Annotated in this window: 12 protein-coding genes; all 12 read left to right on the top strand. The window is 70.7% G+C overall.

Annotated features, from left to right (window positions below; genetic code table 11):
* Positions 1-210 precede the first annotated feature (210 nt).
* The 12 genes from N2041_RS05540 (at position 211) to N2041_RS05485 (ending at position 12586) form a co-directional block, all read left to right on the top strand.
* On the top strand, positions 211-432 hold the full coding sequence (locus N2041_RS05540; RefSeq protein ID WP_297676644.1) for a hypothetical protein: 222 nt from the start codon (positions 211-213) through the stop codon (positions 430-432).
* Between the two features lie 77 nt (positions 433-509).
* Positions 510-1460 carry a dihydroorotate dehydrogenase gene (locus N2041_RS05535; RefSeq protein ID WP_297676643.1) on the top strand — a complete coding sequence of 317 codons (951 nt, stop codon included), beginning with the start codon at positions 510-512 and terminating at the stop codon, positions 1458-1460.
* A 2-nt stretch (positions 1461-1462) separates the two neighbouring features.
* Positions 1463-2482 carry a zinc-dependent alcohol dehydrogenase family protein gene (locus N2041_RS05530; RefSeq protein ID WP_297676642.1) on the top strand — a complete coding sequence of 340 codons (1020 nt, stop codon included), beginning with the start codon at positions 1463-1465 and terminating at the stop codon, positions 2480-2482.
* 10 nt (positions 2483-2492) lie between these two features.
* Positions 2493-3524 (top strand): N-acetyl-gamma-glutamyl-phosphate reductase, encoded by a 1032-nt coding sequence (gene argC / locus N2041_RS05525; RefSeq protein ID WP_297676641.1) that lies wholly within the window; start codon positions 2493-2495, stop codon positions 3522-3524.
* A complete protein-coding gene (gene argJ / locus N2041_RS05520; protein ID WP_297676640.1) occupies positions 3524-4717 on the top strand; it encodes a bifunctional glutamate N-acetyltransferase/amino-acid acetyltransferase ArgJ in 1194 nt (397 codons plus the stop codon). The genes argC and argJ overlap by 1 nt, the downstream gene beginning before the upstream one ends.
* Positions 4714-5481, top strand: a complete 768-nt coding sequence (gene argB, locus N2041_RS05515; RefSeq protein ID WP_297676639.1) for an acetylglutamate kinase — start codon at positions 4714-4716, stop codon at positions 5479-5481. Before argJ ends, argB begins: the two co-directional genes overlap by 4 nt.
* 57 nt (positions 5482-5538) lie before the next feature.
* Positions 5539-7647 (top strand): polyphosphate kinase 1, encoded by a 2109-nt coding sequence (gene ppk1 / locus N2041_RS05510; protein ID WP_297676638.1) that lies wholly within the window; start codon positions 5539-5541, stop codon positions 7645-7647.
* A 52-nt stretch (positions 7648-7699) separates the two neighbouring features.
* Positions 7700-8902, top strand: a complete 1203-nt coding sequence (locus tag N2041_RS05505; RefSeq protein ID WP_297676637.1) for an acetylornithine transaminase — start codon at positions 7700-7702, stop codon at positions 8900-8902.
* A gap of 9 nt (positions 8903-8911) precedes the next feature.
* The gene (locus N2041_RS05500; protein ID WP_297676636.1) at positions 8912-9268 is read left to right on the top strand and encodes an SdpI family protein; all 357 of its coding nucleotides are present in this window, start codon (positions 8912-8914) and stop codon (positions 9266-9268) included.
* 71 nt (positions 9269-9339) lie between these two features.
* Positions 9340-10578, top strand: coding sequence for an argininosuccinate synthase (locus N2041_RS05495; RefSeq protein WP_297676635.1), 1239 nt, complete (start codon positions 9340-9342; stop codon positions 10576-10578).
* 18 nt (positions 10579-10596) lie between these two features.
* Positions 10597-10947: a hypothetical protein gene (locus tag N2041_RS05490; RefSeq protein ID WP_297676634.1), complete on the top strand. Its 351-nt coding sequence runs from the start codon at positions 10597-10599 to the stop codon at positions 10945-10947.
* A 1-nt stretch (position 10948) separates the two neighbouring features.
* A complete protein-coding gene (locus tag N2041_RS05485; RefSeq protein ID WP_297676633.1) occupies positions 10949-12586 on the top strand; it encodes an alpha-amylase family glycosyl hydrolase in 1638 nt (545 codons plus the stop codon).
* Positions 12587-12591: the final 5 nt, after the last annotated feature.

Below are 12591 nucleotides of genomic sequence, written 5' to 3'. Positions count from 1 at the left end.
TGCGATGCTGGCGGCGCGTTCCCGGCGTCCGGCCATCCCGCGTGCCGGGCCGGTGCCAGCTGCAGTTCGATCGTACCCGGTTTCACGAGCGGGGCCAAACCGGCGCCCCGTTTACCGCGCATTTCGGGGTGACGCCGTAGCGTGGTTTCGCGCCCCCGGTCGGTGGTATACTCTGGATTACCGACCGGTAAGCACAGCAACGGAGATTGCATGACCGAATCGACCTCGACCACGACGGCACAGGCCGGGCAGGCGTTCTGCCGCCACCACTGGGTCATCGAAACCCCGAACGGGGCCGTCAGCACCGGCCGCTGCAAGCGCTGCGGCATCGTCCGCGACTTCCGCAACTCGTCCGAAGACCCCCTCTGGGACAGCGACAGCTTCAGCCTGAACGGGTCGCGGTACCGCGGCCGCCGCACGAGCGATTCCTGACGCCGGGGGTCCGCACACGCATCGAGGGCCGGGCGACTTGCCCGGCCTTCGGCGTTTCGCCGCGGTACACTGTCCCCGTGATACCCGACCTCTCCGTCGACCTCGCCCCCGGCCATAAGCGCGGCCTCCTCCTCCGCAACCCCGTCATGCCGGCGAGCGGCACCTTCAGCTGGGGCTTCGAATTCGAGCACCACTTCGGCCCCGAAGGCATCCGCCGGCTCGGCGCGGTCGTCTCCAAGGGCGTCACCATGGAGCCACGGGCCGGCAACCGCCAGCCCCGCGTCGCCGAGACTCCCGCTGGCATGCTCAACTCGATCGGCCTCCAGAACGTCGGCATCGACGCCTGCATCCGCGATCTCGCGCCGCAGTGGGCCCGCTGGGAAACGCCGGTCATCGTCAACGTCGCCGGCGACACCATCGACGAATTCGGCGAGATGGCGCGCATGCTCGACGGCGTGCCCGGCATCGCCGCCCTCGAGCTGAACATCAGCTGCCCGAACGTCGACACCGGCGGCATGGAGATCGGCCAGAGCGTCGAAGCCTCCGCCCGCGCGACCCGCGCCGCCGTCCGCAATACCGACCTCCCGGTCATCGTGAAGCTCACCCCGAACGTCACCGACCCTGTCGCCCTCGCGAAAGCCTGCGAGGCGGAAGGTGCGGCAGCCATCTGCGCCATCAACACCGTCCTCGGCATGGCCATCGATGTCGACCGCCGGCGCCCGGTCCTTCCCCGCGCGCGCGGCGGCCTGAGCGGCCCGGCCATCAAGCCCATCGCGCTCCGCATCGTCTACGACGTCGCTGGCGCGGTGCGCATCCCGGTCATCGGCTGCGGCGGCATCGCGACCGCGCGCGACGCCCTCGAGTTCCTCATGGCCGGCGCGTCCGCTGTCCAGGTCGGAACGGCCACCTTCGCGAACCCGCGCGCCCTCCTCGACATCGTCGAAGGTCTCGAAGCCTGGTGCGCCGCCGAAGGCGTGGCCCGCATCGCCGACATCATCGGCTGCGCCCGCCCGGCCCCCGTCGCCTGACCATGCGCGCCGCCCGCCTCCACCAGCCCGCCCCTGCCGAACGCGCGCCGCTCCGCATCGACGCCGTCGAGCCGCCGCAGCCGGGGCCCGGCGAACTCCTCCTCCGCGTCACCGCCTGCGGCGTCTGCCGGACCGACCTCCAGCTCGCCGAAGGCGACCTTCCCGCGCGCCGCCTCCCGATCACCCCGGGCCACCAGGTCGTCGGCCGGGTCGAGGCCATCGGCGACGGCGTGGCCGGCTGGAAGGTCGGCGACCGTGCGGGCGTGGCCTGGCTCGGCGGGGCGTGTGGTGTCTGCCCGCGCTGCGCCGCCGGCCGCGAAAACCTCTGCGAGCGGGCCGAGTTCACCGGCTGGGACCGCGACGGCGGCTACGCCGAGCTCATCACCGCCCGCGCCGACTTCTGCTTCCCGCTCCCCGCTGGCTTCGCCGACCTCGATGCCGCGCCCCTCCTCTGCGGCGGCGTCATCGGCTACCGGTCGCTGCGGGTCAGCGGCATCGAGCCCGGCGGCCGGCTCGGCCTCTTCGGCTTCGGCGCCTCGGCGTCGCTCGCCATCCAGGTCGCCGTCCACTGGGGCTGCGAGGTCTACGTCGTCACTCGCTCCCGCGCCGAGCAGGAGCGCGCGCTCCGCCTCGGCGCGCGCTGGGCCGGCAGCTACAGCGACCCCGTGCCCGTCCCCCTCGACGCCGCGGTCACCTTCGCCCCCGCAGGCGACGTCGTCGTCCGGGCGCTCGAAGCGGTCGACCGCGGCGGCACGGTTGCCATCAACGCCATCCACCTCGACCGCGTGCCGGAGTTCCCCTACGAGCGCCTCTGGTGGGAACGTTCCCTTCGCAGCGTCGCCAACTTCACCCGGCAGGACGCCCGCGAGTTCCTCGACCTTGCCGCCCGCATCCCGGTCCGCACCGAGTACGACCTTTACCCGCTCGAGGCCGCGAACGACGCGCTGCTCGCCCTGAAGGAAGGGCGGGTGAACGGCGCCGCCGTGCTCGATATCGCTGGTCCGGTTCGCGCCGGCGCGTAACAATTCCCGCGTGACCTACCGCGTCGGCATCATCAACGTCACCGGCTACGCCGGCATGGAGGCCGCCCGCCTCCTCTGGAACCACCCGGCCGCGAAGCTCGTCGCCGCCACCGGCCGCTCGCTCGCCGGGCAGCGCCTCGGCGACGCCTTCCCCTCGCTCGGCCTCTACGCCGACCTGCCCATCACCGAAACGATCGAGGAGAGCGTCGACGTCATCTTCTCCTCGCTCCCGACGGCCGAGAGCGCGAAGGCCTGCGCCCCGTTCGTCCGCGCCGGGGTGAAGGTGATCGACATCGCAGCGGACTTCCGGCTGAAGGCGCCGGGCGCGTTCGAGCAGTGGATGGGCGGCGGCCAGCCCCACCCCGCGCCCGACCTCCTCGCGGAGGCGGTCTACGGCCTCCCCGAGCTGAACCGCGACCGCATCGCCGCCGCGCGGCTCGTCGCGAACCCCGGCTGCTACCCGGCTGCCGCCATCCTCGCGCTCGCCCCGGCTGTGAACGCCGGCATCATCGAGCCCTCCATCGTGGTCGACGCCAAGTCGGGCATCTCCGGCGCCGGGCGCGGAAGCGGCGGCGGCTTCGGCTACAGCGAGGTCAACGAGGACGTTTCGGCCTACAAGATCGCCAATCACAACCACCAGCCCGAAATCGCGCAGGAGCTCGGCGCGCTCCGCGGCGGCGCTGAGCCCCGTGTCACCTTCGTCCCGCATCTCGTGCCGATGACGCGCGGCATCCACGCCACCTGCTACGCGCCGCTCGCCCGCGATATCTCGCAGGCCGAGGTCGCCGACCTTTACCGCGAGTTCTACCGCGGTGCCCCGTTCACGTCGGTCACAGCGGCCCCGCCGCACACGAAGCACACCCTCGGCACGAACCGCTGTCTCGTGCATCCCGTCGTCGACGCCCGGAACGGCATGCTCGTCGTCGCGAGCGTCCTCGACAACCTCGGCAAGGGCGCCGCCGGCCAGGCCATCGAGAACATGAACCTCATGCTCGGCCTCGACCAGGCCGCGGGCCTCCAGCTCCCGGCGGTGTACCCCTGATGCAGGTCGACCCGGCCGGGCACGTCACCTCGCCGCGCGGCTTCCTCGCCGGCGCCGCCTATGCAGGCGTCAAGACCTACGGCGAGGGCAAGCTCGATCTCGCCATCCTCGTCTCCGAACGGCCCTGTTCGACGGCCGCCGTCTTTACCCGCAGCCGGCTCCATGCCGCCGCCGTCGACATCGACCGGGCGAAGCTCGCCATCCGCCCCGCGCGCGGCGTGGTCGTCAACGCCGGCGTCGCCAACGCGAGCACCGGCGAACGCGGCATGGCCGACGGCTACGAACTCGCCCGCCTCGCTGCCGCCCGCGCCGGCGTTCCCGAAGAGGAGATGCTCGTCTGCAGCACGGGCGTCATCGGCCACTTCCTGCCGATGGAGAAGCTGGCCGCCGCCATGCCTGCCATCGAACTCGCGCCGGCCGGCGGTCCGGCCTTCGCCCGCGCCATCATGACGACCGACACCCGGCCGAAGACCGGCGCCGTGCAGTTCGGTCCCTATACCATCGGCGGCGCCTGCAAAGGCTCCGGGATGATCCACCCGGACATGGCGACGATGCTCGCCTTCCTCACGACCGATGCGCCGGTAGAGCCCGGCTTCCTCGAAACCGTTTTCCGCCGCGCCGTCGACGACTCGTTCAACCTCGTCTCAGTCGACGGCGATACGAGCCCGAGTGACACGGCGGTCGTCTTCGCCAACGGCGCAGCCGGCGGCGAGCCGATCACCGCCGCCCATCCCCTCGCGGCCGAGTTCGAGGCCGCGCTCCGGGCGCTCTGCATCCACCTCGCAAAAGCGATCGCCCGCGACGGCGAAGGCGCGACGAAGCTCGTCGAATTCACCGTGACCGGCGCCGCCACCGCCGACGAGGCCCGCCGCCTCGTCCGGCTCTTGAGCACGTCGTACCTGCTGAAGTCCGCCATCCACGGCGCCGACCCCAACTGGGGCCGCATCGCGGCCGTCGTCGGCCGTTCCGGCGTTCAGCTCGATGAACCCGCCGTCGCAATCGACCTGTGCGGCACCCGCGTCTACGAACGCGGCCGGCCGACGGCCTTCGACCCGGACGCGCTGTCGGCCGCCATGCGGGGCGCGGATGTGTCCGTTGCCGTGCACCTCGGTGTCGGGAACGAGGCGGCCACCGGCTGGGGCTGCGACCTCTCGGCCGAGTACGTCGCCATCAACGCGGACTACCACACGTGAGCACCGGCACGTTCGTCATCAAGATCGGCGGGAGCACGCTCGGCTCGACCGATACCACCTACGCCGACATCGCGGCGCTCGCGGCGGCCGGCGACGTGCCCGTCGTGGTCCACGGCGGCGGCGCCGAAGCGAGCCGCTGGCTCGAAGCGATGCAGATTCCCTCCCGTTTCGAACGCGGCCTCCGCGTGACCGACGATCGCGTCCTCCCGGTCGTCGTGGCCGTCTTCGCCGGGCTCGTGAACAAGCGCATCGTGGCCGCCATCGATGCCGCCGGGGCGCGCGCGGTCGGCCTCTCCGGTGCCGATGCCCGCCTGCTCGAATGTCGGCTCGCCGATCCGTCACTCGGCTTCGTCGGCGAACCCGTCCGCGTGAACTCCGCGCCGGTGGAGGCCCTCCTCGCAGCGGGCATCGTCCCGGTCATCGGCCCCATCGGCTGCGTGCCGCGCGAGCCCGCCGACCAGCTCGTCAACGTCAACGCCGACGTCGTCGCCGGGAACATCGCCGCCGCGCTCGGCGCCCGGCGCCTCGTCTACCTCACCGACGTCGACGGCGTCCGCGATGCCGCGGGCCAGCGCATCCCCGTCCTCGACGCCGCCCGCGCCCGCGCGCTCATCGCCGATGGCACCATCTCCGGCGGGATGATCCCGAAGGTCGAATCCTGCCTGCACGCGGTGTCGCTCGGGGTCGAAGCCCAAATCGTCGACGGGCGCCAGCCAGGCGCCCTGCGCGCGCTCGACGGGGCCGGCACGCTCGTCACTCCCTGACGGCCTTAACACTTCCGGCTATCCTTCCGTGGTACTGTTGGGGAACCGCGAGTCACCATGGAAGGCACCGAATCTCCGCCGGTCCCGGGGTCCGCACCGCAGCCTGCTCCCGTAACGCCCCCGGCGCCGTGGGATCTCGACGACCCTGCGCTCTACCTCAACCGTGAGCTCAGCTGGCTCGAATTCAACCAGCGCGTCCTCGTCGAGGCGAGCGACCCCCGCAACCTGCTCCTCGAACGCGTCAAGTTCCTCGCCATAACCGCCAGCAACCTCGACGAGTTCTTCGCCAAGCGCGTCGGCTGGCTGAAGCGCATGCTCGCGACCGATGCCCGGACCCGCACGGTCGACGGCCTCACCATCGCCGAGCAGTACGACCTCGTCATCGACCGCTGCCACCGGATGCGCGCCCGCGCCGAAGAGGTCTGGCGCACCGAACTCCTGCCCGAACTCGCCGCCCACGGCATCCAGATCGTGCGCTTCGACGACCTCGAAGAGCCGGCCCGCCAGCGGCTGCGCGAGTACTTCGAACGCTCCATCTTTCCCGTCCTGACGCCGCTCGTCGTCGACCCGGCCCACCCGTTCCCGTTCATCTCGGGCGGTTCGCTGTCGCTCGCCCTCAACGTCCGCCACCCATCGACCGGGCAGGACCGCTTCGCACGCGTCAAGATTCCCCCGAACCGGCCCCGCTTCGTCGACGCTGGCAACCTCCGCTTCGTCCTCCTCGAAGACCTCATCGCGGCCCACTTCGACATGCTCTTCCCGGGCATGGAGGTGACCGAGTGGCAGGAGCTGCGCGTGCTCCGCAGCGCCGAGACGGGCGCGCCCGGCGAAGAGGCCGATGACCTCCTCGAGCTCATCGAGAGCGCCCTCCGGCGCCGGCGGCTCGCCGAGGCCGTCTCGATCGAAATCACCGGCGAGCTGCCCCCGGCCCGGATGGAGCTCCTGCTCGAAGAGCTCCAGGTCAGCGAACGCGACGTCTACCGTTCGGCCGGCCCCCTCGGCCTGCACGACCTCTTCCAGATCGCGAGCCTCGACCTCGCGCCGCTCCGCGATGCCCCGTTCACCCCGGCGGTGCCAACCGCGTTCGCCGGCACGGGCGACGCCCCGGAATTCTTCGCGACCATCCGCGAGCGCGACCTCCTCGTCCACCACCCGTACGAATCCTTCGACCAGACCGTCGTCCGGTTCGTCGAAGAAGCCTCCGAAGACCCGGCCGTGCTCGCCATCAAGGCCACCATGTACCGCACCTCGCCCGACTCGCCGATCCTCGAAGCGCTCATCGACGCCGCCGGCCGGGGCAAGCAGGTCGCCGTGCTCGTCGAGCTGACCGCCCGCTTCGACGAGGCGAACAACATCCTCTGGGCGAGGAAGCTGGAGGCCGCCGGCGTCCACGTCGCCTACGGCCAGCCCGACCTGAAAATCCACTCGAAAATCTGCCTCGTGGTCCGCGAGGAAGCGAACGGCGTCACCATGTACGCCCACATCGGCACCGGCAACTACAACTCGCGCACTGCGCGCGTCTACACCGACCTCGGCCTCTTCACCGCCGACCCCGGCATCTGCGGCGACATCCTCCGCATCTTCAATCTCCTCACCGGCTACGGCGAACAGTTCCGGACCGACGTCGTCCTCGCCGCCCCCTCGAACCTGCGCAGCGCCGTCACCGAGCGCATCCGGCGCGAAATCGCGCACGCCCGCGCCGGCCGGCCCGCCCGCGTCATCTTCAAGATGAACGCGCTCGAAGATTTCGAATGCACGCGCCTGCTCTACGAAGCATCGCAGGCCGGTGTCCAGGTCGACCTCGTCATCCGTGGCATCTGCCGGCTTCGCCCGGGGCTTCCCGGCCTCTCGGACAGCGTCCGCGTCGTCAGCATCATCGGCCGCTTCCTCGAGCATGCGCGCATCTACTATTTCCATAACGACGGCGAGCCCGAGTTCTTCATCGGCAGCGCCGACCTCATGAAGCGGAACCTCGACGAGCGCATCGAGGTGCTCGCGCCCGTGCGGTCGCCGGAACACCGTGCGCAGCTGCTGGACCTCCTCGAGCTGCAGCTGAACGACGCGCGCCAGGGCTGGCGGCTTCACGACGACACGTGGCACCGCGACCCGGCTGTCGATGCCCCCGGCAGCCAGGCCATCCTCCTGCAGCGCGCTCCCTTCTCCTGAGCTCGGTTCACCGGGCCCGCCGCAGGCCGTACCATGCCCGCAGGAGGCCCCGATGACCGACTGGATCGCCGAAGAACACCGCTACCTCTTCCAGAACTACGGCCGCCAGCCGGTCGTCATCGAACGGGGCTCCGGCACCCGCGCCTGGGACACCGAGGGCAACGAGTACCTCGACTTCGTCGGCGGCGTCGCGGTCAACGTCCTCGGCCACAGCCACCCTGCCGTCGTCCGCGCCATCAGCGAGCAGGCGGCCCGCGTCATCCACACGTCCAACCTCTTCTACTCGACACCGATGATCGAGCTCGCGCGAACTCTCGTCGAAGCGTCGGGGCTCGACCGCGCGTTCTTCTGCAACTCCGGCACGGAAGCCGTCGAAGCCGCGATCAAGCTCGCCCGCCGCTGGGGCCGCGACGTTCGCGACGGCGCCTTCGAAGTCATCACCACCACCGACAGCTTCCATGGCCGCACCATGGGCTCGCTCTCCGCGACCGGGAACGCCCGCTACCGCGAGCCGTTCGAACCGCTCGTGCCCGGTTTCCGCATCGTCCCATGGAACGACCTCGATGCCGTTCGAGCGGCCACGGGCGGCCAGACCGTTGCCGTCATGGTCGAGCCCATCCAGGGCGAAGGCGGCGTCAACATGCCCGCGCCGGGCTACCTCGCCGGCCTCCGCGAATGGTGCGACCGCCAGGGCCTCCTCCTCATTTTCGACGAGGTGCAGACGGGCATCGGCCGCACCGGCACTCTCTTCGCCTTCCAGCACGACGGCGTCCGCCCCGACATCATGGCGCTCGCAAAAGGCCTCGCCGGCGGCGTCCCCATCGGGGCCATCCTCGCCCGCGACGACGTGGCCGCCCACTTCGTGAAAGGCGACCACGGCAGCACGTTCGGCGGCAACGCCCTCGCGGCCGCCGCGGCCGTCGCAACCCTCCGCGAAGTCATGGCACCGGGCTTTCTCGAGGCCGCCCGGGAGCGGTCGCAGCGGCTCATCGACCGGCTCCAGGCGATCGAAGACCGCCACCCGCTCGTCACCGGCGTCCGCGGCCGGGGGATGCTCCTCGCCGTGGGCCTCGCCCGCGATTGCTCTGCCGAGGTCGTCGATGAGGCGCGCCGGCGCGGCCTGCTCGTGAACAACGTCCGCCCCAACGCCGTCCGCCTCATGCCCCCGCTCAACGTTTCCGACGACGAGGTCGACCGCGCGGCCGAGATCCTGGAAGCCGCCATCGCCGCCGTCGAAGGCGCGGGCGCGAAGTAGGCCTCATCCATGTGGTTCGCGTTTCTCATCGTGTTCGTCGGCGGCATCGTCGTCGCCTGGGTCGGCTGGCGCGGGTTGACCGGCAAGCTGCCGCGGCAGCACGTCGCCGGCATCCGCACGCCCTACACCCTCTCCAGCGATGAACGGTGGCGCGCCGTCCATCGGCACGGCGGGCCGTACCTCGTGCTGGGCGGCGCTGCCGCGGCGGCAGCGGCTGCCGCCCTCCTCCCCTTCGCTGTCGCCGGGCGCCTCCCGCTCGCGTTCTCCGTCGCGGCGCTCATCGCGATGGCGGCAGTGACCTCGGCCATCGCGATCGCTGGCTGGCTCCTCGGTGTCGCTGCCGCCCGCCGCGAACTCGGCGACTGACCGGCGCGGTTTGCGCCTGCCCGCCGCCCGGCCATACTGGAGCCACACCCTTCGCCCGACAGGAAACGCGCGTGCCGAAGCTCGTCCTCGCCTACTCCGGTGGGCTCGATACCACCACCGCCATCAAGTGGCTGACCGTCGAACAGGGCTACGAGGTCATCGCCCTCAACATCGACGTCGGTAAGAGCCGCGAACAGCCGGTGGTCGAGTCCCGCGGGCTCGCGGCCGGCGCCGTCAAAGTCCGCGTCATCGATGCGCGCGAGGACTTCCTCCGCTACTTCGCCTTCCCCGCCCTCGCGGCCGGCGCCGTCTACCAGGACCAGTACCCGCTCGCGACCGCGCTCGCCCGGCCGCTCATGGCCAAGCTGCTCGTCGATGTCGCGCACGAGGAAGGCGCCGTCGCCGTCGCCCACGGCTGCACCGGCAAAGGCAACGACCAGGTCCGCTTCGACGTCGGCATCCAGACGCTGGACCCGTCCCTCAAGATCGTCGCCCCGACCCGCGAAAACGCGATGCCCCGCGACTACCAGATCGCGTACCTCCGCAAGCATGGCGTCGACATCCCGTGGGGCGAAAAGGGGCCGTTCAGCATCGACGAAAATCTCTGGGGCCGCAGCGCCGAGGCGGGCGTCCTCGAAGACCCGTGGACCGAACCGCCGCGCGAAGCCTACGAATGGACGCGTGACCCGGAAGAGGCGCCAGCGACGCCCGAGTACCTCGAAATCGACTTCGAAGCGGGCCTCCCGGTCCGGCTGAACGGTGAGGCGCTGGGCCCCGTGCCGCTCGTCGAGCGCCTCAACGACCTCGGCGGCCTCCACGGCGTCGGCCGCATCGACCACATCGAGGACCGCCTCGTCGGCATCAAGAGCCGCGAAATCTACGAAGCTCCGGCGGCGGTCATCCTCCACACCGCGCACGCCGCCCTCGAGGCGATGACGCTGTCGAAGCAGCAGCTGAAGCTGAAGAAGTACATCGCCACCGAGTACGCCGAGCTGATTTACAACGGCCTCTGGTTCAGCGCCCACCACCAGGATCTCGCCGCCTACGTCGCCAGCACCCAGCGCCACGTCACCGGCACCATCCGCGTCAGGCTCCACCGCGGCCGGGCCGTCGTCGTCGGCCGGAAGGCGCCCCGCTCCCTGTACGACCGCGGACTCGCTACCTATGATCGGGGCGACACGTACGACCAGTCGGCTGCCGTCGGCTTCATCAACATCTGGGGCCTCCAGACGCGGACGCAGGTTCGCACCCAGCTCCTTGCCGACCTGCCCGAGGCGCTGCGGATCGCGATGCCGCAGCAGCACGACTGACGAGAGGGGAATCCACGCATGGCCGTTGCTGCCGAACCCGCCGGCGCCATCAGCTACGAAGGGCCCAGCCCGGATACGGAATTCCTCGGCTTCTCCCAGGCGAACTTCCTCGTGACCGTCCCCGGCTGGAAGGCCCGCGAGGTCGCCGTCCTGCTCAACGCGCCTGCCGCCCGCCGCCTCCTCCAGGAGCTCGGCCGCGAGGATACCTCCGAAGCCCGCGACGAACTCGCCCGCATCGTCGGCGAAGCCTGGCTGAAGCGGGTCGTGAGCGGCGCCGCGCCGTTCGAATCCATCGTCACCGTCTCCAACGGCTTCCTCGATGAACATCCGGACCTCCTCGCCGAGGTCCGCGCTGCCGCGGCCGCCTGAGATGACCGCTGCGCCCCCGGGCGACTGGTGGCGCGAGGCCGTCTGCTACCAGGTCTACCCGCGGAGCTTCCAGGACTCCAACGGCGACGGCATCGGCGACCTCGAAGGCATCATCCGCCGCCTCGACTACCTCAACGATGGGACGCCCCGGTCCCTCGGCGTCGATGCCATCTGGCTCTCGCCCACCTTCCCCTCCCCGATGGCCGACTTCGGCTACGACGTCAGCGACTACTGCGATGTCCACCCCGACTTCGGCACCCTCGAAACGATGGACCGGCTGGTCGCCGAGTGCCACCAGCGCGGCATCCGCGTCCTCCTCGATTGGGTGCCGAACCATACGAGCGACCGGCACCCGTGGTTCCTCGCATCGCGCTCCTCGCGCGCGAACCCGAAGCGCGACTGGTATATCTGGCGCGACCCGAAGCCCGATGGGTCGCCGCCCAACAACTGGCGGTCCGTCTTCGGCGGCCCCGCGTGGACCTTCGACGAGGCGACCGGCCAGTACTACCTCCACTCGTTCCTCAAAGAACAGCCCGACCTCAACTGGCGGAACCCCGAGGTCGAAGCGGCGATGCTCGACACGCTGAGGTTCTGGTTCGAACGCGGCATCGACGGCTTCCGCATCGACGTCATCGGCCGCATCCTGAAACACCCGGACCTGCCGGATAACCCGCCCAACCCCGACTGGCGGCCCGGCGATCGCGAGCGCTTCAGCCAGCTCTGGATTCACAACCACAACTACCCCGACGTGTTCGCGGCGGTGCAGCGCATCAGGCGGGTGTTCGACGAGTATCCTGGCCGCGTCGCCGTTGGCGAGGTCTTCGGCACCCCGGAGGAGATCGCCCGCTTCTACGGCACGCAGGACGCCCCGGGCCTCCACCTCGCTTTCAACTTTCACTTCATCCACGAGCAGGGCCACGTCATCACTCCGTGGGAGGCGCCGACACTGCGCCGCATCATCGCAAACGCCGAAGCGACCGTGCCGCCCTTCAGCCAGCCATGTTTCGCACTGAACAACCACGACCGCTCCCGCTTCGTGACGAGACATAATCATGATGGGCGCGGTGCCGAACGGGCGCGGGCCGCTGCGCTCCTCCTCCTCGGCCTCCGGAACACCCCGTTCATCTACTACGGCGAAGAGATCGGGATGGCCGACGTCGACATCCCGCCCGAGCGCCAGCAGGACCCGGCCCGCTTCCGCTCCATCGGCCGCGACCCTGAGCGGACGCCGATGCAGTGGGACGCGACGCCAGGGCGCGGATTCACCACCGGCGAACCGTGGCTGCCGTTCGGCCCGGTTTCGCCGAACGTCGCCGAACAGGACGGCGACCCGGACTCCCTGCTCTCGCTCTACCGCCGCGCCATCTGGCTCAGAAAGGACCTCCCCGCGCTCCGGCTCGGCGCCCTGGCCGACCTCGCCGGCGACGACCGCACCGTCACCTGGACGCGTCATGCTCCGGACACCCCGCCGGTGGCCGTCGCCATCAACACCTCCACCGACGCTGTGACGGCGAGACTGCCGTTCGAGGCGGGTCGCGTCGCGCTCTGCACCGACCGCTCCCGCGACGGCGCGCGAGTCAGCGCCGGCGCCGTCGAACTGCCGCCGCTCGGTGCCGCGTGGGTCATCGCCGGCTTCTGACCCCC

It is taken from the genome of Tepidiforma sp., assembly GCF_026419595.1.
Lineage (GTDB): Bacteria > Chloroflexota > Dehalococcoidia > Tepidiformales > Tepidiformaceae > Tepidiforma.
Note: the sequence above shows the minus strand (reverse complement) of the source record. Positions and strands in the feature narration are given on the sequence as shown.